The sequence below is a fragment of the Variovorax sp. GW821-FHT09B05 genome, from assembly GCF_059418265.1.
The window spans coordinates 738,514-757,528 of record NZ_JBWKPN010000001.1 but is presented as its reverse complement, the minus strand read 5'-3'; the positions used below and the strand labels follow the sequence as shown (position 1 = coordinate 757,528).

The 19,015-nt window shown below is 71.1% G+C and carries 21 protein-coding genes; 14 read left to right on the top strand and 7 right to left on the bottom strand.

The genetic code is table 11. The features are described from left to right. Positions 1–11: 11 nt before the first annotated feature. Together AC07RM_RS03120 and AC07RM_RS03115 are read right to left on the bottom strand one after the other, a co-directional pair. Positions 12–1,232, bottom strand: a complete 1,221-nt coding sequence (locus AC07RM_RS03120) for an NAD(P)/FAD-dependent oxidoreductase (protein ID WP_495332905.1) — start codon at positions 1,230–1,232, stop codon at positions 12–14. Then, positions 1,217–1,396, bottom strand: coding sequence for a hypothetical protein (locus AC07RM_RS03115; protein WP_495332903.1), 180 nt, complete (start codon positions 1,394–1,396; stop codon positions 1,217–1,219). The genes AC07RM_RS03120 and AC07RM_RS03115 overlap by 16 nt, the downstream gene beginning before the upstream one ends. 200 nt (positions 1,397–1,596) lie before the next feature. On the opposite strand from AC07RM_RS03115, the gene AC07RM_RS03110 reads away from it, so the two are divergent. Together AC07RM_RS03110 and AC07RM_RS03105 are read left to right on the top strand one after the other, a co-directional pair. Continuing rightward, complete coding sequence (locus AC07RM_RS03110; protein ID WP_495332902.1) at positions 1,597–2,019, top strand: hypothetical protein; 423 nt, start codon at positions 1,597–1,599, stop codon at positions 2,017–2,019. A 388-nt stretch (positions 2,020–2,407) separates the two neighbouring features. Beyond that, a complete protein-coding gene (locus tag AC07RM_RS03105; RefSeq protein WP_495332900.1) occupies positions 2,408–4,363 on the top strand; it encodes a hybrid sensor histidine kinase/response regulator in 1,956 nt (651 codons plus the stop codon). Positions 4,364–4,382: 19 nt separating this feature from the next. Here the strand turns inward: AC07RM_RS03105 and AC07RM_RS03100 are convergent, their stop codons facing one another. Next, positions 4,383–5,669, bottom strand: coding sequence for a retroviral-like aspartic protease family protein (locus AC07RM_RS03100; RefSeq protein WP_495332898.1), 1,287 nt, complete (start codon positions 5,667–5,669; stop codon positions 4,383–4,385). Positions 5,670–5,834: 165 nt separating this feature from the next. Here AC07RM_RS03100 and AC07RM_RS03095 point away from each other — a divergent pair, with 165 nt between their 5' ends. From AC07RM_RS03095 to AC07RM_RS03080, 4 genes are all read left to right on the top strand, one after another. Then, the gene (locus AC07RM_RS03095; RefSeq protein ID WP_093347314.1) at positions 5,835–6,170 is read left to right on the top strand and encodes a YnfA family protein; all 336 of its coding nucleotides are present in this window, start codon (positions 5,835–5,837) and stop codon (positions 6,168–6,170) included. Positions 6,171–6,462: 292 nt separating this feature from the next. Then, on the top strand, positions 6,463–6,969 hold the full coding sequence (locus tag AC07RM_RS03090; RefSeq protein WP_495332895.1) for a hypothetical protein: 507 nt from the start codon (positions 6,463–6,465) through the stop codon (positions 6,967–6,969). Positions 6,970–7,039: 70 nt separating this feature from the next. Further along, on the top strand, positions 7,040–7,885 hold the full coding sequence (kdsA, locus tag AC07RM_RS03085) for a 3-deoxy-8-phosphooctulonate synthase (protein ID WP_296795160.1): 846 nt from the start codon (positions 7,040–7,042) through the stop codon (positions 7,883–7,885). A 40-nt stretch (positions 7,886–7,925) separates the two neighbouring features. After that, positions 7,926–8,162 (top strand): hypothetical protein, encoded by a 237-nt coding sequence (locus tag AC07RM_RS03080; protein ID WP_093352645.1) that lies wholly within the window; start codon positions 7,926–7,928, stop codon positions 8,160–8,162. Positions 8,163–8,165: 3 nt separating this feature from the next. On the opposite strand, the gene AC07RM_RS03075 is transcribed toward AC07RM_RS03080, so the two are convergent. Continuing rightward, a complete protein-coding gene (locus tag AC07RM_RS03075; protein ID WP_495332893.1) occupies positions 8,166–8,756 on the bottom strand; it encodes a hypothetical protein in 591 nt (196 codons plus the stop codon). A 123-nt stretch (positions 8,757–8,879) separates the two neighbouring features. On the opposite strand from AC07RM_RS03075, the gene AC07RM_RS03070 reads away from it, so the two are divergent. From AC07RM_RS03070 to AC07RM_RS03060, 3 genes are all read left to right on the top strand, one after another. Then, on the top strand, positions 8,880–10,004 hold the full coding sequence (locus AC07RM_RS03070) for a 3-deoxy-7-phosphoheptulonate synthase (protein ID WP_495332891.1): 1,125 nt from the start codon (positions 8,880–8,882) through the stop codon (positions 10,002–10,004). Positions 10,005–10,074: 70 nt separating this feature from the next. Further along, positions 10,075–10,578, top strand: coding sequence for a hypothetical protein (locus AC07RM_RS03065; protein WP_495332889.1), 504 nt, complete (start codon positions 10,075–10,077; stop codon positions 10,576–10,578). A 68-nt stretch (positions 10,579–10,646) separates the two neighbouring features. Continuing rightward, the gene (locus AC07RM_RS03060) at positions 10,647–11,213 is read left to right on the top strand and encodes a hypothetical protein (RefSeq protein ID WP_495332887.1); all 567 of its coding nucleotides are present in this window, start codon (positions 10,647–10,649) and stop codon (positions 11,211–11,213) included. A 34-nt stretch (positions 11,214–11,247) separates the two neighbouring features. On the opposite strand, the gene AC07RM_RS03055 is transcribed toward AC07RM_RS03060, so the two are convergent. Continuing rightward, positions 11,248–11,889: an NAD(P)H-dependent oxidoreductase gene (locus AC07RM_RS03055; RefSeq protein ID WP_495332885.1), complete on the bottom strand. Its 642-nt coding sequence runs from the start codon at positions 11,887–11,889 to the stop codon at positions 11,248–11,250. A 78-nt stretch (positions 11,890–11,967) separates the two neighbouring features. On the opposite strand from AC07RM_RS03055, the gene AC07RM_RS03050 reads away from it, so the two are divergent. Further along, positions 11,968–12,576, top strand: a complete 609-nt coding sequence (locus AC07RM_RS03050) for a TetR/AcrR family transcriptional regulator (protein ID WP_495332883.1) — start codon at positions 11,968–11,970, stop codon at positions 12,574–12,576. 21 nt (positions 12,577–12,597) lie between these two features. Here the strand turns inward: AC07RM_RS03050 and AC07RM_RS03045 are convergent, their stop codons facing one another. Both AC07RM_RS03045 and AC07RM_RS03040 read right to left on the bottom strand, forming a co-directional pair. Next, complete coding sequence (locus tag AC07RM_RS03045) at positions 12,598–13,485, bottom strand: hypothetical protein (RefSeq protein WP_495332882.1); 888 nt, start codon at positions 13,483–13,485, stop codon at positions 12,598–12,600. A 92-nt stretch (positions 13,486–13,577) separates the two neighbouring features. Continuing rightward, positions 13,578–14,663 (bottom strand): hypothetical protein, encoded by a 1,086-nt coding sequence (locus tag AC07RM_RS03040; protein ID WP_495332880.1) that lies wholly within the window; start codon positions 14,661–14,663, stop codon positions 13,578–13,580. Positions 14,664–14,930: 267 nt separating this feature from the next. Here AC07RM_RS03040 and AC07RM_RS03035 point away from each other — a divergent pair, with 267 nt between their 5' ends. The 4 genes from AC07RM_RS03035 to AC07RM_RS03020 all read left to right on the top strand — a co-directional run bounded on the left by AC07RM_RS03035 (position 14,931) and on the right by AC07RM_RS03020 (position 18,999). After that, positions 14,931–16,352 carry a trypsin-like peptidase domain-containing protein gene (locus tag AC07RM_RS03035; RefSeq protein WP_495332878.1) on the top strand — a complete coding sequence of 474 codons (1,422 nt, stop codon included), beginning with the start codon at positions 14,931–14,933 and terminating at the stop codon, positions 16,350–16,352. 383 nt (positions 16,353–16,735) lie between these two features. After that, positions 16,736–17,365, top strand: a complete 630-nt coding sequence (locus AC07RM_RS03030; RefSeq protein WP_495315793.1) for an STN domain-containing protein — start codon at positions 16,736–16,738, stop codon at positions 17,363–17,365. A 19-nt stretch (positions 17,366–17,384) separates the two neighbouring features. Beyond that, entirely contained in the window at positions 17,385–17,903 is a 519-nt protein-coding gene (locus tag AC07RM_RS03025) for an RNA polymerase sigma factor (RefSeq protein WP_093352623.1), read from the top strand. A 73-nt stretch (positions 17,904–17,976) separates the two neighbouring features. Continuing rightward, positions 17,977–18,999, top strand: coding sequence for a FecR family protein (locus AC07RM_RS03020; protein WP_495332876.1), 1,023 nt, complete (start codon positions 17,977–17,979; stop codon positions 18,997–18,999). The last annotated feature ends 16 nt before the right edge of the window (positions 19,000–19,015 follow it).

The window sequence follows — 19,015 nt, the reverse complement described above, 5'->3', positions numbered from 1 at the left end:
GCGCGTGCGGCTCAGGCCAGCGCCTTGAGCTGGAAGCCCGGCGCCCGCGCTTCTTCCTCGCTCAGCGCCACGCCCTTGGCCAGCAGCCGGCGCGCCAGCATGTGATCGCCCGCGCGGTTGAGCGTCTCGACCGCCGCGAGGCGGCCTTCGCGGATGCACAGCACGGTGGCGGCCGGTGAAGCCGCATCGCGCAGAACCACGTGCGCATCGTCGGCCGCGCGCAGCCCGGCGATCTGCAGCCTGAGTTCGCCCTGGTCGCTCCAGAACCACGGCACCGGGCCGTGCGCCACCGTCTTGCCTGTGAGCCGCGCCGCCACGCTGCGCGCCTGGTCGCCGGCGTTCTGCACCGACTCGAGCCGGATGGGGCGACCGCTGACCGGATCCGGAAAGGCCGCCACGTCGCCGATGGCCGAGATCGCCGGATCGGAACTCAGCAGCTGCGCATCAACGCGGATGCCGTTGTCGACCGCGAGCCCGGCCTGCGCCGCGAGCTGCGTGCGCGGCTCGGCACCGATGCCCACCACCACGAGGTCGGCCGGCAACGTCTCGCCGTCGGCGGTGCGCACCGCCGCGATCCCGCCCTCGCGGCCCGCATGGCCCTCCAGCGCCGTCACGCCGCAGCCGAAGCGCAGCCGCGTGCCGCGGCCCTCGTGCGAAGCCGCCACGGCCTGCGCGCTGTGCGGCGAGGCGGCCCGCGCCAGCGCGCGATCGGCCACGTCGAGCACCGTCACGTCCAGGCCCAAGGCACGCGCCACCGAGGCGAACTCGAGCCCGATGAAGCCGGCGCCGATCACCACCGCGCGCCGGCTGTCGGCCAGCCGCTCGCGCAGCCGGTCGGCATCGTCCAGCGTCTGCAGGCTCATCACGCCCTCGAGCTCCGCGCCCTCGACGCGCATGCGGCGCGGGCTCGATCCGGTGGCGATCACGAGATGGTCATAGGCGATCGCCTGGCCCGACGTCAGCACCACGCGCTGCGCGGCGCGGTCGATCAGCTCGACGCGGCCCCGCACGCGCTGCACGCGCTGTTCCTCGAAGAAGCGCTCGGGCCGGAAATGCAGGTCGCTCGCGCTCGCCTTCGCGAGCAGGTAGGCCTTCGACAGCGGCGGCCGCTGGTAGGGCAGGCTGGCCTCGTCGCCGACCAGCACGATGGCGCCCTCGAAGCCTTCCTGGCGCAGCGAGGCGCAGCACTGGAAGCCCGCATGGCCCGCGCCGACGATCACGACCTGTTGCATGGCGCGCGCATCGGGTGTGGGGAGAAGAGGGCGCGCACGGGCGCCCATGCGTCGCGATGCCGCGCGGCGTCGGGCCGCTTTTCAGGCGCGCTCGGGGCCTGGATCGAGGGCCGCCCGCCGTCGGGCGCGTCGGTGTCGAGCTTGTAAGGGATCAGCCATTCCATCTGCGTGTCTCCTGCAGCGCGATGGTGTTCGCAGGGGCCCGGCTTGTCTGTCCCCGCTGTAGGGGACGCGTGCGGTGCCTGGCGAGGATCTACTTGATTCGAAGGATGCCAAGGAACGGGCCCGTCTCAATACTTCCGCCGCGGAGCACCCGGAGGGGGCGCTTCAACTCACGCCTCGAGGCGGATAGGAGATCGAAAGCATGAGAACCCTGCAACATATCCGTCGCTGCGCATTCGCAGCGGCTGCGCTCGGGATCGCTCTGCCGGCTGCGCTGGCCCAGTCGGCCGCGCCGGAATTTCCGGCGGAGGCCGTGGCACTGACGCCCGAGACGCTCAAGGGCCTCAACGGCAAGAAGTTCGTGGGCACGCGCGTGGACGGCACGGGCTGGACGATGGACTTCGGCCCCGACGACTACTTCCGGCTGGCGTACCGGCGCGGCGGCACCGGTGCCGGGCCCGGTGGAGGCATCTTCGACGGCACGGTCCGGCTCGATGGCACGAAGCTGTGCCAGGACATGCGCAAGGCCCTCGAAAGCCGATGCAACGAGGTGCGCCTGAAAGGCAACGAGCTGTTCTATCAGCGGGGCTCCAACGGCGAGATCGTGGTTCTCACGGCACAGTGAAATCCGATCCCGCTGGCCTGCGATCCGGCGCACGGGGGCGCTGCTGCGTGACCGGGTTGCAGCGGCGCATGCACCGATGCGAAAACCCGCCAGTCCTGGCCGCTGAATTCCTCGCGCCCCGGACGGCGACACAGCCCGATCGCCGCTGACGGTTGCCGCCGAGGGCGCCGATCCTCGTCGACGCTCGAGTGGGGCGAGCCGCTCGCATCTCTCTTTCGACACCTCGGCAGTCCGGCCCGCCAGGCCAACCGAATCCAGTGGCCCCAGCAGGATGGCCGACCGCAAATGTCGGCAACGTCCCACGGATCGCGCCGCCGGGCGGGGGAATACTCCCCGGTCCAGCCGAGGGGGAACCGGCGCGAACCCACTGTCCGAGAGAACAAAACACATGCCAGATCCCGCCGCCGAGTGGCTGTCCATCGCCAACCTGTCGGACGCCGATCACCGGCAGATGATCGATGCGGTCACCGACTACGCGATCTTCTTCCTCGATCCCGACGGCATGGTGCTGAGCTGGAATGCCGGTGCGCGGCTCGTCAGCGGCTACGAAGGTTCCGAAATCCTCGGGCGCCATGTCTCGATGCTCTATCCGGCCGAAGCGCAGCAGCGCGACGGCCCGCGCCAGGAGCTCGCGCAGGCACGCGAGGCGGGCCATTTCGAGGACGAGGGCTGGCGCGTGCGCAAGGACGGCACGCGCTTCTGGGCCAGCGTGGTCATCACGCGGCTCACCGGGCCCGACGGCACGGTGCGCGGCTTCTCCAAGATCACGCGCGACCTCAGCGAGCGGCGCCTGCAGGACGAACTGCTGCGCGCGAGCGAGGAGCGCTTCCGGCTGCTGGTCGAGGGCGTGAAGGACTATGCGATCTTCATGCTCGACCCCGCGGGCCACGTGATCAGCTGGAACGCGGGCGCGCAGAAGAACAAGGGCTACGAGGCGGCCGAGATCATCGGCCGGCACTTCTCGACCTTCTATCCGCCCGACGTGGCCGCCAGCGGCTGGCCCGCGCAAGAGCTGCGCAACGCGCTGCGCGACGGCCGCTTCGAGGACGAGGGCTGGCGCGTGCGCAAGGACGGCAGCCGCTTCTGGGCCAGCGTGGTCATCACGGCGCTGTACGACGCGGCGGGGCACCACAAGGGTTTCGCCAAGGTCACGCGCGACCTCAGCGAGCGCCGGCGCATCACCGCGCTGGAGGACGAGGGACGGCGCATGGCCACCTTTCTCGCGATGCTCGGGCACGAGCTGCGCAACCCGCTCGCGCCGATCTCGAATGCGCTCGAGCTGCTCAAGCGCGAGAAGATCGAATCGCGCATCTTCAACAGCACGCGCGACATCATCGACCGGCAGCTGCGGCAGATGACCCGGCTGATCGACGACCTGCTCGACGTGGGCCGCATCACCAGCGGCAAGATCCACCTCGAGGCCAAGCCGGTGCGGCTGCGCGACGTGATCCACGACGCGGTCGAGACGGTGCGTCCGCTGGTCGCGCTGAAGTCGCAGGTGCTCGACCTGCAGGTCGATGGCGCCGACCCCTGGGTCACGGGCGACCGGGCGCGGCTGGTGCAGGTGGTCAGCAACCTGGTGCACAACGCCGCCAAGTTCACCGACAACGGCGGGCGCATCGAGCTGCGGCTCGGCGCCGGCCCCACCGCGCCCGGCGTCGCGGGCGCCAGCCCGATCGAGGCCGAGATCGTGGTGCGCGACACCGGCCCGGGCATCGCGCCGCAGGACGTCCACCGCATCTTCGACCTGTTCGTGCAGGGCGAGCAGGACGCCGCGCGGTCCAAGGGCGGCCTCGGCCTCGGGCTGAGCCTGGTGCAGCAGCTGGTCGCGCTGCACGGCGGGCGGGTCAGCGTGTTCAGCAGCGGGCACGCGGGCGAGGGCAGCGAATTCATCGTCAACCTGGCCGCCGTGGCCGAGCCGCTGGCGGGCGAGGGCGCCTCGGGCCGGGCGCCCGGCGAGCGGCTGGTGCTGGTGGTCGACGACAACCAGGACGCCGCCGAGACCATGGCGCTGCTGATGGACGCGCTGGGCTATGCCAGCGCGGTCGTGCACGACGGCTTCGCGGCGATCGAGGCGGTCAAGGCCGGCCGGCCCGACGTCGTGCTGCTCGACATCGGCCTGCCCGGCATCGACGGCCACGAGGTCGCGCGCCGGCTGCGCGCCGAACTGGTCGACCCGCCCGCGCTGATCGCCGTGACCGGCTACGGCCAGCCCAGCGACCGCGACACCAGCTTCGAGACCGGCTTCCTCGGCCATCTGACCAAGCCGGTGGACGTGGACCGGCTGGCGCGGATGCTGGAGCGGCTGTTCCAGGAGGAGCGGCCAGGGAGCGTGGCGGGCTGAAGCGCCGCGCGCAAGGTCCTCAGCCGCCGCGCTTCACCAGCGTCATGAACTCCAGCCCCTGGACCTTGCTGGAGCGCATGTCGAACATCGACAGCACCGACTGACCGAGCAGCGGCAGGCAGTCGGCACAGGTGATGGCCTGCACGTTCTTCAGCTCGAAGCGGCCGATGCGGATGGCATCGATCACGATCGCCTTGGCGACGACCCGGCGGCCGTCGGCGGTGAACATCCTGACGCTCGGATCGACGACGCGGTAGGGCACCTTCGATTGCCGCAGCGTCTCTTCCGCCAGCGACAGCCGCGTGGCGCCGGTGTCGACCATGAAGGCCATGGCCTTGGCTTCGCCGAGGTTGACCGGCGCGAAGAAGTGCCCGCCGTAGGCCGGCAGGCGCAGGCCGGCGCGCTCCGGGGCCGCGGCGCCGCCGCCCTGGTCGATGGCGGTCTCGATGGCGATGCGCTGGCCCGCGAAATAGAGCGGGCTGCCGCGCGCTTGGGCCTGGCTGTCGTAGGCCTGCAGCAGCGACAGGGCTTCGTAGGGCCGGCCGGCCGCGACCAGCAGGCGCGCGAGCTTGGCGCGCACGTCCACCAGCGCGGGCTGCGCCGCCAGCGCCTTGTAGGACCACGCGATGGCCTCCTCGCCGCGGCCCAGCTTCGAGAGGCTGTCGGCATGGAAGGCGAACAGGTCGTAGGCGCCTTCGCCGAGCGCTTCCGCGCGCTCGAAGTTCTCGACCGCCTGCTGGTGCTTGCCGCGCCGGGCCTGTGCCATGCCGAGGTTGGCGAGGCCGAGGGTGTCGCCGGGCAGCAGGCGCACGTAGTCCTGCCAGTTGGCTTCCTCGCAGGCCAGGTCGGCTTCGCGCGCGCAGCGCCCGGCCTGGCGCCGGAAGTCCTCGGCCGTGAGGTTGTCCTTGTTGAGCCAGCGCTGCCAGTAGCCGCGGGTGGTGGCGATGCTCGCGAAGGACACGGCCGCCAGCACGAGGCAGGTCCAGGCGAAGACCTTGACGCCGCGGCGCTGGCTGAAGCGGTGGTCCCAGAGCGAGCAGAGCAGCACCACGACGAAGGGCCAGAGCAGGGCGCCCAGCGCGGTGCCGATGCGGAACGCGGGGGACATCGCTTCCGAGCGCCCGAAGAACAGCGTGGTGGCCTCGAGCGCCGCCAGCGAGAGGGCCGCCAGGCCCCACAGCAGCGGACCGGCCTTGCGCCCGCGCTCGCGGTCGTCGCGCAGGAAGCCCGGCTCCCAGCCGGGGGCCGCGGCTGCGATGTCTCCCGTCCACTGCGGTTCGCGCCGCGATCCCGTGTGCTCGTCCATGAGGTCCTCCCGAGGCACCGGCGTTGTGTGCGTGTTCCCGCGCGAGCGGGGGCCGGTTGCCGCAAAAATGTGTCGGAAAGTATACCTAGCCGGGGTGTCGCGGGCCTGGCATCGCGCCGGGCCCGAGCGGCCGGCGGTGGCGCGATCCGCGCCGAGAATCCCCGCATGGACCTGCTCAAGACCTTCGCCCTCTTCGTCGCCACGGCCCTGGCCGAGATCGTGGGCTGCTACCTGCCCTATCTCTGGCTGCGCCAGGGCCATTCGGCCTGGCTGCTGCTGCCCGCGGCGGTCTCGCTGGCGCTGTTCGCCTGGCTGCTGACCCTGCACCCGACCGCGGCGGGCCGGGTCTACGCGGCCTACGGCGGGGTCTACATCGGCGTGGCGGTGCTGTGGCTCTGGGCGGTCGACAAGGTGCAGCCGAGCGTGACCGACTGGGTCGGCGTGGGGGTCAGCCTGCTCGGCATGTTCATCATCATGGCCGGGCCGCGGCTGGTGCGCTGACAAGGTGTGAATAAACCTGCTGCGCCCCCCGATCTCGCACCTGCGGTCCTCACCGTACAGAGTACGGCTCCGGTCCTCGGCGCGACCTCGGGGCGCTCGCTACGGTTTCTTCACACCTTGTGAGCGGCGGCAGGGACATCGGATCGGCGGTAGATTCGGCTTTCGCTATGTCGGCCGGAATATCGCGCAATCGCATTTCGTGGATGGGGCTCATACGCCGGCGCGGATCGCGCCGCCCGGATGCGCCGCGCAGAATGCCGGCCTGTCGCCTGCTGATCACCGAGGAACCCCGATGAGCCTGGATGCCGTTGTGCCCGTGGAGCCGCGCCGCGCCGCGAGCGAAAGTCCGAACCCGCCGGCAAGCGCGCTGCTGCACGTGCTGGGCGGCGTGCCGCGGCCGGCCGCGTTCGCGCGCGAGGCGCTCGAGCGCCTCGCGCGCCACGACCTCGGCCCGACCCAGGTGCTGTGCTATTCGGGCCGTGCCGTGGCGCAGGTCGACAGCTACGCGGGCGCGCGGCTGATCGACGTGCTCGATGCCTGCGGCTTTTCCGAGCGGCCGCGCTCGGAGCTCAAGCGCTGCGTGGTGGTTGCGCTCGGCGACGACGGCTACCAGGCCATCTTCAGCTGGAACGAGCTTTACAACAGCACCATCGGCGAGAAGGCGCTGGTCTTGTACGAGAAGAACGGTGGCCCGCTCGAGCCGCACCTGGGCGCGCTGTGCCTGATCTCGGCCAACGACGCGCGCCTCGGGCCGCGCCATCTGCGCGGGCTGTCGCAGATCGCCGTGAAGATGCCCTGAGCCCCGGCTTGGAGCCCGGTCGCCGGGAGCGTCGACAATAGGCCCCAAGATTCAGGACAGGAGCTCCCCCATGAAAAACGTCACCATCCCCCCCGGTATCGGCGTGCGCAACGACGGCCCCTTCGTGCTGTTCGGCGGCGTCAACGTGCTCGAGTCGAAGGACCTGGCGCTGCGCACCGCCGAGGAGTTCGTGCGCGTCACCGGCAAGCTCGGCATTCCCTACGTGTTCAAGGGAAGCTTCGACAAGGCCAACCGCTCGTCGATCCACTCGTACCGCGGCCCCGGCCTCGACGAGGGCCTGCGCATCCTGCAGGAGGTCAAGTCGGCCTTCGGCGTGCCGGTGCTGACCGACGTCCACGAGCCGGCCCAGGCCGCGCCGGTGGCCGAGGTGGTCGACGTGCTGCAGCTGCCCGCCTTCCTCGCGCGCCAGACCGACCTGGTGGTGGCGCTCGCCAGGACCGGCCGCGTCATCAACATCAAGAAGCCGCAGTTCCTGAGCCCGAGCCAGATGTTCAACATCGTCGAGAAGTTCAGGGAAGCGGGCAACGACCAGATCATCCTGTGCGACCGCGGCACCTGCTTCGGCTACGACAACCTGGTGGTCGACATGCTGGGCTTCGGCGTGATGAAGAAGACCACGGGCGACCTGCCGGTGATCTTCGACGTGACCCATGCGCTGCAGCAGCGCGAGGCCGGCGCCGCCGCTTCGGGCGGCCGTCGCGAGCAGCTCGTGGACCTCGCGCGCGCCGGCATGGCGCTGGGCCTCGCGGGCCTGTTCATCGAGGCCCACCCCGATCCGGCCCAGGCCAAGTGCGATGGACCGAGCGCGCTGCCGCTGCACCAGCTCGAGCCCTTGATGACGCAACTCAAGTCGCTCGACGACCTCGTGAAGTCGTTCCCCGTCCTGAAGATCTAGCTTTCTTCAGACCGTCATGCGGGGCTGCGAGCATCCCCGCATGTTCGGCCCTCTCATCTCCATCGCGCTGACGGTGGAACAGCACGACACGAGCGAGTACTACTGGGTGCTGCTCGAATCGTTCGACGGTTCGCCCGAGTACGAGCGCCTGCTCGAAGCCGCGGCGGGATTCCCCACCTACCTCGATGCGCTCCAGGCCGGCTTTGCCGTGCTCAAGGGCCTGTCGGAAGACCTCGCGGTCGGTCCGCGCGACGACCGGCGGGCGCGGTATTTCTAGCGCTCAGCGCCGGACGTAGCGCGTGGCCGTGAGCGCCTCGGAGACTCCCGAGGTCTTGTGGTCGACATAGCCGCGCTCGCGCAGCGCCTGGCGGATCGCGCTGTCGCCGATCGAGGCGCCGCGCCCCTTGGGATGGACGACCCAGAGCCCGGGGCAGGGCAGCGCGGCATGCGCCTCGAGCGTGGCCGCGAGCTCGGCGTCGCTGCGGACCACGGCCACGACCGAATGCGCGGCCGCTGCGTCGTCGGTGCGCGCGCCGCGCAGCGCTTCGGTCAGCGCCGCATCGTCGACGCGGCCGAGCACGAACGCGGGCTGCGCCGGTCCCACGCCGAGCTTGGACGCGAGCGAGGGCGGCGGCGTGGCGATCTTCGTGGCCCAGCGCTGGCTCTCGGTGTCGCCGAGCGCCAGCGCGACCGCTTCGCCGTTCGCCTCGAAGCGCAGCTCGCCGGCCGTGGCCTGCACCTGCGCCAAGGCCGCGATCGCATAGCGGCGCTTGAGGGCGCCGCGCAGGATCAGCTCGGTCGATTCGAGCAGGGCCTTGACCTCGGCCGATTCGTCGCCGACGCGCGCGGCGCAGGTCGCTTCACGTCCCATGTTGTGTCTCCATCCTCGTCTCCTGCGGTGGTGGGCGACGCATTATCCGGATGCGGGCCCGGGAGGCCGTGGGCATTTTCGAGAGGACAATCGCGGGAGCTCCCCCGACACCACCCCACGACCATGCCCCGCCTCGACGACCCCCTTCACGACGCCGAAATCGGCTCCCGCGACAGCACGCTCGACACCACCCGGATCGACGACGTGCGCATCGGCGCCGTGCGCCCGCTCATGACCCCCGCGCTGCTGCAGGAGCGCGTGCCGGTGCGCGACAACACCCTGGCGCTGGTCGAGGGTGCCCGCGCCGCGATCGCCGACGTGCTGCACGGCCGCGACGACCGGCTGGTGGTGGTGGTCGGCCCGTGCTCGATCCATGACCACGACCAGGCCATCGAGTACGCGCAGCGCCTCAAGAAGGTGGCCGATTCGCTGCAGGACGACCTGCTGATCGTGATGCGCGCCTACTTCGAGAAGCCGCGCACCACCGTGGGCTGGAAGGGCTACATCAACGACCCGCACCTGGACGGCAGCTTCGCCATCAACGAGGGCCTGGAGCGCGCGCGGCGCCTGCTGCTCGAGCTGACCACGCTGGGCCTGCCGACCGGCACCGAGTTCCTCGACCTGCTGAGTCCGCAGTTCATCGCCGACCTGATCGCCTGGGGCGCCATCGGCGCGCGCACCACCGAGAGCCAGAGCCACCGGCAACTGGCCTCGGGCCTGAGCTGCCCCGTCGGTTTCAAGAACGGCACCGACGGCAGCGTCAAGGTCGCGGCCGACGCCATCCTCGCGGCCCGCGCGCCGCATGCCTTCATGGGCATGACCAAGATGGGCATGGCGGCGATCTTCGAAACCCGCGGCAACGACGACTGCCATGTGATCCTGCGCGGCGGCAAGGCGCCCAACTATTCGGCCGCGGACGTCGAGTCCAGCTGCCAGGCGCTGCTGGCGAACGGCCTGCGGCCGCAGGTCATGATCGACGTCTCGCACGGCAACAGCAGCAAGCAGCACCAGCGCCAGATCGTGGTGGCCGAGGACGTCGCGGCGCAGATCGCGGGCGGCGAGCGACGCATCACCGGCCTCATGATCGAGAGCCACCTCGAGGAAGGGCGGCAGGACCTCCAGCCCGGCGTGGCGCTCAAGCACGGCGTGTCGATCACCGATGCCTGCATCGGCTTTGCGCAGACGGTGCCGGTGCTCGAGGGGCTGGCTTCGGCGGTGAAGGCAAGGCGGCGGTTGGCGAAGGGCTGAGGGGATCCGGGCGCATTGCTTGCCCGCGGTCTCGTTCGCACCTTGCATCCAGAAAACCGCGGGAGGAACCGTGCGCTTCGTCTTCGTCTGCCTGCTCGCCCTGCTGAGCGCCTGTCACAGCGCGCCGCGGGTCGAAGCGAGAAACTTCGAACTGAACCTGGCCGAGAACTGGATCGATACCGAGGTGCGTGGCGAGGGCGTGTGGAGCTTCATCTCGAAGGAGCCGCTGGCGTCTCTGGTGATTTCCGAGCACCTGGTCTCCGTGCGCGAGGGGCAGATCTACGCGGTCGCGGCCGGCGTGGTCCGCGAGCGGAAAAAGCTCGAACGCCAGGTGAGGGGCGGCCGCACGATCCATTTTCTCGACGACTCCGTCCGGATGAACGAGGACGAGACAGCGGCGGAGATCTCCTATCTCGGTCGCATCGAGGGGAGCGATGAATATATCCACTACATCGCGTACGTGTCCCGCTTCCGCATTCATGGTTTCTGGGTGTCGGTGGAGACGTCCGACCCGCAGGCCGCCACGGCCGTTCTCGCGACGGTGTTGAAAGGTTTGAAGAGCAAGCCGTCCTAGACAGGGAGCGCCGCCTCGAGCGGTCGATGCGGCATGCCATGATCCAGCCAGAAAGAAGGGGTGGCTTCATGGAACGTCTAGAGGGAATCCGGATGGATCGACGACAACTGCTCATCGGCATCGCCGCGCTGCCTGTCGCCGCGTGGGCGGCGCCGCAGGGGGAATACGCCTTCGTGGACGCGAAGTCGCTGGCGCGTGTCGGCGAACCGCGGCGCGTGAAGCTGGCCGAGTCGATCGCATGGTCCCGATCGAGCAAGAACACCGAGTACGGCCTGCTCGCGGGGGACTACGCGTACCTCGCCGACTTCGACGGCGGACGGCTGTTCTTCGGCAGCGACGCGTCCACCTACATGCGATCGCCCCGTGGCGAATACTTGCTCGCGCCCGGCGGACTGTGGCTCGGCAATGGGACCACGCGGTCGCGCTTCCTCATCGTTCAGCGCGCCGATACCTTGCGCCGGGGTTCGAGCCTGGCGGCGGTGCAGGAGGCCACGCCGGGTTCGCCATGGCTTCCGCCTGGGCTGGCGCTGCTCGATGCCCTGACGCAATGGGCCAGCGAGGGCGTGGTCATGCTGCTGCCCGAGATCGAGGACGCCAAGGTGGAGGCGTCGCTTCGCGCGGCCTTCGAGTTCTGACCTCGGGGCCTGCGGTTTCGATCGAAGCCCGAGCCTAGTTCGATGACGCCAACTCGGCCGCCTCGGCCCGCTTGCCGCCGACCAGTGCGCCCTTCGCAAACGCATGGCTGCCAAGCCCCCGCGCGGTGACCAGATGCGCGGCCCCGCCCTGCCCATTCACATCGACCAGGAACTCCGAGCTGAGCACCGGCGCGCCGCAGAAATCGAAGATGCCGTGGTCGATCTGCGTGCGCATCGCCTTGTCGTAGCCGTGCCGCGCATAGGTGCCGCCGTCCGCGCCGCCGATGCCGATCAGGTGGATCGGGAGGTGGCCGAGCCGCTTGCCGAGCGAGCCGTCGGGCCGCTCGTCGTAGGCCCAGCCGTTGGAGAACACGCGGTCGATCCAGCCCTTGAGCTGGCCCGGGAACGACCACCAGTAGACGGGATAGACGAGCACCAGCGCGTCGGCGCGGTCGATGCGTTGCTGCTCGCGCAGCACGTCGGCCGGCAGCGGCGCCTGCAGCAGGTAGGCGGTGGCATCGGCCTGGCTGAAGGCCGGCTGGAAGCCCTCCGCGGCGAGGTCGGCGATCTCGGTGCTGTGGTCGCCGGAGGCCTCGACGCCTTCGGCGAACGAGCGCGCGATGGCGTGCGTGAGCGACTGCGGGGAGGGATGGCTGACGACGATGAGGGCATGCATGGAGGTGGTTCCTTTGAGGCTGGGTGTAAACTACCTTTAGTAGTCTACGCTTCGTAGGTTACCTTTGGTAGTTTAAGGATGTCAAGCAACCCGACGAAACCGGCCGTGCAAGTCGCGGCGAAGAAGCGCCTGCCCAAGGAGGAACGCAACCGCCAGCTGCTGGACGTGGCGTGGTCCATCGTGCGCGGCGAAGGCACCGACGCGCTCACGCTGGGCTACCTGGCCGAGCGCGCGGGCGTGACCAAGCCCGTGGTCTACGACCATTTCGGCACGCGCACCGGGCTGCTCGGCGTGCTCTACGAGGAGTACGACGGCCGGCAGCACGCACTGATGGACGAGGCCCTGCGGGCGTCGGCCCGGTCGCTGCCGGCCGTGGCGAAGGTGATCGCCGCCACCTACCTCAACTGCGTGATGGAGATGGGCCGCGAGATGCCGGGCGTGAGCGCCGCGCTGGCCGGCTCGCCCGAACTCGATGCGCTCAAGAAGGAGCACGAGGCGTTGTTTCTCGCCAAGTGCCGCGATGCACTGCAGCCCTTTGCCAAGCAGCCGCTCGCGCTCGCGGGCATGCGCGCGATGCTGGGCACGGCCGAGGCCGTCTCGTTCGCGGCGGCCGCGGGCGAAATCGATCCGGCGGACGCGGAGCACGAGATCTACGACGCCATCGTGCGGATCGCGCGCAGGACCTGAGCTGTTCGCGTTGGTGCCCGCTCAGTCTTCTTCGAACACCGACGAGGCCTCGAGCCAGAAGCCTCCGATCATCCCGACCGTGAGCGCCCCGATGGCGCACCACAGGCTCAGGAAGGTGTGGATGTTGTAGTGCCCGGGACGCTGCGCCAGCGCGGCCGACAGCTCGGGTTCGACGATCCCGCCGAGGCCGCGCGCGGCCGCGAAGTCGAAGCCGGCGGCGCCGAGGAAATGGACCGCCACCAGCAGCGGCAGCATCGTGATGAACGGCAGCCAGGCACCGCGCACCTTGCGCCACGCCAGCAGGTAGGCGGCCAGCAGCAGCACCGCGCCCACCACGATCGTGCCCAGCACCACGGGGCGGCGGGTCAGCGGCAGCAACCAGGGCCAGAGCCATTGCAGCGGATAGAGCGGCCATTCCGCGTTCGGCGCCAGCCCGCCCGGCCGCGCGAAGGCCTGCCAGCCCAGCGCGAGCGTGGCGCGTCCCACCAGTGCCGAGGCGCAGGCCACCGCCGCGATGCCGAGGCAGGCGATGCGCAGCGGCGAGCTGCGCGGCTGCGGCCACACATGCGGCGGCAGGGCAGGCATCGGCGGATCGCCCACGCGCCATGAGCGCGTCGTGACGATCACCGAGGCACGCGGGGTGGCCAGCTCGCCGCGCACCAGCCAGTCGGTTGCCAGCACCGCGAGCGCGAAGGCCATCGCGGCCGTGAGCCAGGCGCAGGCACCGGGCATCTCGACGAAGCCGAACGGCGTGAGCATCGGCAGTTCGCCATAGACGAGCCCGGCGCAGCCGTAGGCCAGCATGATCGGAACGCAGCAGATCAGGGCCGCGCGCGTCAGCAGCACGTCGCTGCGGGCCGGCTGGTCGCGCAGTGACTGGAGGCGCGACCATGCGCGGGTCAGGCTCATCGGTCCAATCTTCGTCGGAGTGGTCGGGGCCTCGGCCGAGGCCCCTTTGGCATCGACGTTAGCACGCCGCTTCGCCGAGCCCGGCCACGAATCTAGGAGCACCCCGAGCTCGGCAGCTTGCGCACGATCAGCCGCGCCGCATCCACCGTCGTATCGCTGCGCAAGGCGCTGCCGAATGCCAAGAGGTATGCAGTGATGGCGGCCTCCACCGCTTCGCCGGGACGGCACGCCGGGAGATCCATGCGGCTGCAGAAATCCGCTGCTGCGTTCGGCATCGGGTTGTCGCGAACCATGTCCGACACATGGCTCAGGGCGAAGCGCGGCAGCGCCTGGGTCAAGGTCAACCAGCGTCGCACCACCTCGATCCGCGCGACGCGCTCGTAGGCCTCGTGGTCGGCGGGCGTCAGTTGCTCGAAGAACCGCGGGGCCAGCGTTTCGCCGGCCTGGGACACGGCGCGGAGCAAGGGCTCGTCCGCGGGTGTTCCGGCAGGCACGAGGCTGATGTTGCGCAGGCGCGCGGCCGCACCGGGAACCAGCGTCTCCAGCGTCGCGTCGACTTCCGCCCGCAGGCCCTGCGCGTCGGCCAGTCGCCCCACCCGTGCCAGCGGCCAGCCCCAGTAGCGCCCGGAGTTGATGTCGACGATCGCGTCGCTCGCCTTGACCAGCGCGACCTCGACTTCGTGCAGCGCCAGGCCCCGTCGAATCTGCGCCGAGCCGCGCACGGCGTCCCAGGACGCGAGCTCGTCGGCATTGAACACGTGCGTCGCCAGGACCGGCAGCACGTTCCGCAGCGCCACCGAGTAGGGTTCGGGCGGCAGGTCGGTGTGACCCTCGCCTGTCATCCAGTGGAAGACCTCGGTGCTGGCCGTGACCATCGCGGGCGCGGGTCGTTCGGGAAAGCGGGGATCGAACGCGGTGCAGCGTCCCAGCAGCAGCGTGCGTCGCGCATTCTCGTGCGCGACCAGCCAGACATCGATGCCGAGCGCGACGTTCTTGATCCAGGCGGCAGACCCGGCGAGGCCATGAGGCACCTGCACGGACAGGGCCTGTGCGCGCGAAGCATCGGGCAGCAGCGCGCCTGCGAGCAGCAGCATCGCCAAGGCCTTGCGAACGGGCGCCCGCACGATCGAGCGGCGCGCCATGGCGCCGGCCGATGACAGGGTGGCGTGCTTCTTCATCTGTCTGGGGGAGCGCATGACGACGCGCGTGTTCGTTCCGGGGGCGTCATGGCGAACGGCAATGCTCGCCAGCGACGGATCACGGCGACACGATATCGCAAGCAGCGACGCAGCCGCCGGCCCGGCGCTTCATGAAATTTTCATGACAAAGCGCAGTTCCGCCCGCCCCGGACCGTCTTGTCTTCGAGGCCCGCCCCGTCCGCGCGCCTCGACCCTGTTCGTCGGCGCATCGTGCGGCTGGGCCCACCTTGCTCCTGAAAGACCGCCATGACCGTTTCGTCCGCCACACCCTCGCCGCGCGCCGCCGGAGCGAGCACGCGGACGTGGCGCTTCTGCGCGGCATTGGCCGTCGCGCTCGCGGGGCTGGCGTTCGGCCTGCCGCTGCAGGCGGCGATGCCATGGCCGAGCTCGGGGCTCGCGGAGCTGGTCAAGAGCTACGGGCCGGCCGTGGTCCACATCGGCGTGGAGCGGCCTTCGGCGCCGGCACGCCGCCTCAGCGACCGCTGGCTGCTGCTGGTGCCCGGCGCGCAGCCGCAGCCCGCCGAGACCGACCAGGCCAGCCTGGGCACGGGCTTTCTCATCAGCGCCGACGGGCTGATCCTGACCAACGCGCACGTGGTGGCGCGCGGTACGCAGATCACGGTGAAGCTGCCGGACCGGCGCGAGTTCCGCGCGCGGCTGGTCGGGCTCGACGCGGTGGCCGACGTGGCCTTGCTCAAGATCGATGCGAGCGGCCTGCCCACGGTGCGCATCGGCGAGCCCTCGAGCGTGGAGCCGGGCGACGGCGTGGTGGCGATCGGTTCGCCCTACGGCTTCGGCAACTCGGTGACGGCCGGCATCGTGAGCGCGAAGGGGCGCCTGCTGCCGGGCGCGGAGTACATGCAGTTCCTGCAGACCGACGTGCCGATCAACCCCGGCAATTCGGGCGGGCCGCTGTTCAACCTGCGCGGCGAGGTGATCGGGATCAATTCGCGCATCTACAGCCGCAGCGGCGGCTACCAGGGCCTCTCGTTCGCGATTCCGATCGACGCGGCCATGCGCATCAAGGACCAGCTGCTGGCCACCGGCAAGGTCACGCGCGGGCGCATCGGCGTGTCGGTACAGGAGGTGGGGCAGGCGCTGGCCGACACCTTCCGCCTGCCGCGCCCGGCCGGCGCGCTGGTGAACTACGTGGAGCCGCGCGGCGCGGCCGAGACCGGCGGGCTGAGGCCGGGCGACGTGATCCTGGCGGTGCAAGGCCGCGAGGTGGTGCAGGCGGCCGATGCGCTGGGCTTCATCGCCGAACAGACGCCGGGCGACAGCGTGCGCCTGATGGTGTGGCGCGACCGCACGGAGCAGGTGCTCGAGGTGCGCGTCGACGGCTTCGAGACGCCGCCGCTGGCCACCGGCGCCGCGAGCGCGCCGTCGCGCCTGGGCTTCGCGGTGCGTCCGCTGGCGCCGGCCGAGCGGCAGCTGCTGCGCGTGGAGGGCGGCCTGCTGGTGCAGCGCGTGAACGCGGCGGCCTCGCGCGCGGGGGTGCAGCCGGGCGACCTGATCCTCGCGCTCAACGGCCAGCCGATCGACAGCGCCGAGGCGCTGGCGCAGCAGCTCGACACGGCCGACGGCACGGCGGCGCTGCTGGTGCAGCGCGCGGGCACGCGCATCTTCGTGCCGATCTGTACCCGCGCGGGCGAGCCGCGCTGCGGATGAGCGGGAAGGGCGGTCGCGGCGGCGCTGCGTGAAATTTTCGTGACAAACAACAGGTGCGCGGCGCCTCGATCGTTCTGGCACAGAGCCTTCACGACCGCCCGCCCATGACCGAGCCCCAGCCTCTCCTGTTCGCGCTTTTCCGCCAGCCAGTGCCCGGCTGCCTTCGCGCGCGGGCGGCATGGTGAGCGGCATCCGCGCGTGCCGCGGGCGCGGCGCTGTCACCCGAAGGTCATCGCGGCTGCCTAGCATCCGCCGCGCAACTCCTCACGGTGGACCCTTCGCAGATGCACACGCTCGCCGGCGCGCCCGGGCCGCTCCGCCGCGCACGGCCAGCCCCTGCCTTTCACGCCCGCCGTCTTCTGCTCGCGTGCTGGGTGGCCGTCATGGGCCTGTGCGTGGCCGCGGGCGCGGCGCGGGCCGAGGCCGTGGCAACGCTGTTCGACCTGCCGGGCGGTCCGCTCAAGGACGCGCTGGCGCGCTACGACACGGCGACGCGCATGTCGGTGTTCTTCCCGTCCGAGCTGGTCGAGGGCCGCAGCGCCGCGCCGGTGCGCGGCCGCATGGCGCCCGAGCAGGCGCTGCATCGCCTGCTCGAAGGCAGCGGACTGGTCGCGCGCCTGGTCGCGCCCGAGGCCTTCGTGCTGCAACCCGCGGGGCCGGACGACGCCGTGCCGCCCGAGCCCGTGCCGGCCGTTGTGGTCGAGCGCGGCTACGAGCAACGGCTGGAATCGCGGCTGCTGCGCGCGCTGTGCGAGCGCGGCGACCTCGCGCTCGGCAGCTACCGCTTGGCGCTGCGCGTGCAGGTCGACACCGGCGGCCGTGCCGCCCAGGTGCGGCTGCTCGACAGCACCGGCGACCGGGCGCGCGACGGTGCCATCGTCGAGACGCTGCGCCGTGTCGATGTGGGCCAGGCGCCGGCCGATCCGGCGCGGCCCTTCGTGCTGCTGCTGCGCGCGCGCACGGCCGACGCGGCGCCGGTGTGCCCGGGCGCCGGCCGGGCCGCGGCGCCATGAGCGCCGCCACGGGCCTCGCATGAGTGCCAACAGCCTCGGGGCGCTGCGCGAGCTGCTGACCCAGCGCTACGACGAGTTCAAGCGCCGCCTGACCTGGCGCCTGGGCTCGGTCGAGCTGGCGAGCGATGCGCTGCACGACACCTGGGTGCGGCTCGACGAGCGCAAGGAGTCGTCGGGCCCGCTGACCAATCCGGCCGCCTACCTGATGCGCATGGCAGTCAACGTGGCGCTCGACCGCATCGAGCGCGACGGGCGCTACATGAGCGCCGACGACATGGGCGCGCTGATGGACGAGCTGGTCGATCCGGCCCCCGGCCCCGACGAGGTGGCCGCGGCGCGCGACGAGATCGAGGCGCTGGCGCGCGTCATCGACGGCATGCCGCCGCGCCGGCGCGCGATCTTTCTCGCGGTGCGCGTGGACGAGCTGTCCAACCAGGCCGCGGCGGCCCGCTTCGGCGTGTCGGCGCGACTGATCGGCCTGGAGCTCAAGCGTGCGCACGAGCATTGCATGGCGCACGGGAACAGGGAAAAAAAATGAAAAGCGTGCCGATTCCGTTCGCGCCGGCGGTCTAGTGAGTGAAGCCTTGCCGAACATGACATATCCCGGATCGATGCCCCCGCGCGAAACGACCGACGCCATCGAGCGCCAGGCGATCGCGTGGATGAGCCAGGTCGCGGCCGGCCGCATGACGCAGGCCGACGGCGCGGCGATGCGGCGCTGGTGCGAGGCCGACCCCGCGCACCGGGCCGCGCTGGCCGCGGCGCGCCGCCAGTGGACGCTGTTGGGTGCCGCGGGGCAACTGGTGGCGGCCCGCGCGCCGTCGTCATCGCAACCGCAGGCGTCGACGACCCAGCGCGCGCAGCGCGAACCGCGCTTCGCCCCGGGCCGGCGCGCGCTGTTCGGCGGCGCGCTGGGCTTCACGGCCGTGGCCGCCGCGGCCATGGTGCATCCGCCGCTGGGCCTGTGGCCTTCGCTGGGCGAGCTGCGCGCCGACCACCGCACGGGCATCGGCGAGCGCCGCAAGGTGGCGCTCGCCGAGGGCGTGACGGTCGAGCTCAACACGCGCTCGGGCATCGTGGTGCGCGAAGGCCGCGTGCCGCTGCAGGAGGTCGAGCTGATCGCCGGCGAGGCGGCCATCGAGGTGCGGGACGCGCGCATCCGCACCGTGGTCGAAGCGGGGGCGGGCCGTCTCACGGCCCGGCCCGGACCGCTGGGGCCGCATGCGCTGTTCGCGCTGCGGCGCCAGGGCGCGCGCGTGGTCGTGGTCTGCCTCGAGGGCCGGCTCGAGGTGGCGCATGCCGCGGGCGGCGTGCTGCTCGAGGCACATCAGCAGCTGGACTGGGACGAGCGTACCCACGGGCCGGTCGCGACGCTCGCGGGCGCCGAGCTCGCGCGGCGAGTGGCCTGGCGCGAGGGCTACCTGCGCTTCGTCGACACGCCGCTGGGCGAGGTGATCGACGAGATCAACCGCTACCGCCCCGGCCAGGTCGTGCTGCTCGACGGGCAATTGGCGGCGCGCCAGATGACGGGGCGCTTCCAGATCGGCGGGCTGGACCTGGCCATCGTGCAGATGAAGCAGTCGCTGGGCCTGAAGGTGCGTTCGCTGCCCGGCGGCGTGGTGCTGCTGGGCTGAAGCGGCGATTCGACGA

Bases quoted from the DNA above. Each gene is read 5' to 3' on its own strand.
- AC07RM_RS03120 (WP_495332905.1), bottom strand. From the start codon at position 1,232: ATGCAACAGGTCGTGATCGTCGGCGCGGGCCATGCGGGCTTCCAGTGC.
- AC07RM_RS03115 (WP_495332903.1), bottom strand. From the start codon at position 1,396: ATGGAATGGCTGATCCCTTACAAGCTCGACACCGACGCGCCCGACGGC.
- AC07RM_RS03110 (WP_495332902.1), top strand. From the start codon at position 1,597: ATGAGAACCCTGCAACATATCCGTCGCTGCGCATTCGCAGCGGCTGCG.
- AC07RM_RS03105 (WP_495332900.1), top strand. From the start codon at position 2,408: ATGCCAGATCCCGCCGCCGAGTGGCTGTCCATCGCCAACCTGTCGGAC.
- AC07RM_RS03100 (WP_495332898.1), bottom strand. From the start codon at position 5,669: ATGGACGAGCACACGGGATCGCGGCGCGAACCGCAGTGGACGGGAGAC.
- AC07RM_RS03095 (WP_093347314.1), top strand. From the start codon at position 5,835: ATGGACCTGCTCAAGACCTTCGCCCTCTTCGTCGCCACGGCCCTGGCC.
- AC07RM_RS03090 (WP_495332895.1), top strand. From the start codon at position 6,463: ATGAGCCTGGATGCCGTTGTGCCCGTGGAGCCGCGCCGCGCCGCGAGC.
- kdsA (WP_296795160.1), top strand. From the start codon at position 7,040: ATGAAAAACGTCACCATCCCCCCCGGTATCGGCGTGCGCAACGACGGC.
- AC07RM_RS03080 (WP_093352645.1), top strand. From the start codon at position 7,926: ATGTTCGGCCCTCTCATCTCCATCGCGCTGACGGTGGAACAGCACGAC.
- AC07RM_RS03075 (WP_495332893.1), bottom strand. From the start codon at position 8,756: ATGGGACGTGAAGCGACCTGCGCCGCGCGCGTCGGCGACGAATCGGCC.
- AC07RM_RS03070 (WP_495332891.1), top strand. From the start codon at position 8,880: ATGCCCCGCCTCGACGACCCCCTTCACGACGCCGAAATCGGCTCCCGC.
- AC07RM_RS03060 (WP_495332887.1), top strand. From the start codon at position 10,647: ATGGAACGTCTAGAGGGAATCCGGATGGATCGACGACAACTGCTCATC.
- AC07RM_RS03055 (WP_495332885.1), bottom strand. From the start codon at position 11,889: ATGCATGCCCTCATCGTCGTCAGCCATCCCTCCCCGCAGTCGCTCACG.
- AC07RM_RS03050 (WP_495332883.1), top strand. From the start codon at position 11,968: ATGTCAAGCAACCCGACGAAACCGGCCGTGCAAGTCGCGGCGAAGAAG.
- AC07RM_RS03045 (WP_495332882.1), bottom strand. From the start codon at position 13,485: ATGAGCCTGACCCGCGCATGGTCGCGCCTCCAGTCACTGCGCGACCAG.
- AC07RM_RS03040 (WP_495332880.1), bottom strand. From the start codon at position 14,663: ATGAAGAAGCACGCCACCCTGTCATCGGCCGGCGCCATGGCGCGCCGC.
- AC07RM_RS03035 (WP_495332878.1), top strand. From the start codon at position 14,931: ATGACCGTTTCGTCCGCCACACCCTCGCCGCGCGCCGCCGGAGCGAGC.
- AC07RM_RS03030 (WP_495315793.1), top strand. From the start codon at position 16,736: ATGGGCCTGTGCGTGGCCGCGGGCGCGGCGCGGGCCGAGGCCGTGGCA.
- AC07RM_RS03025 (WP_093352623.1), top strand. From the start codon at position 17,385: ATGAGTGCCAACAGCCTCGGGGCGCTGCGCGAGCTGCTGACCCAGCGC.
- AC07RM_RS03020 (WP_495332876.1), top strand. From the start codon at position 17,977: ATGCCCCCGCGCGAAACGACCGACGCCATCGAGCGCCAGGCGATCGCG.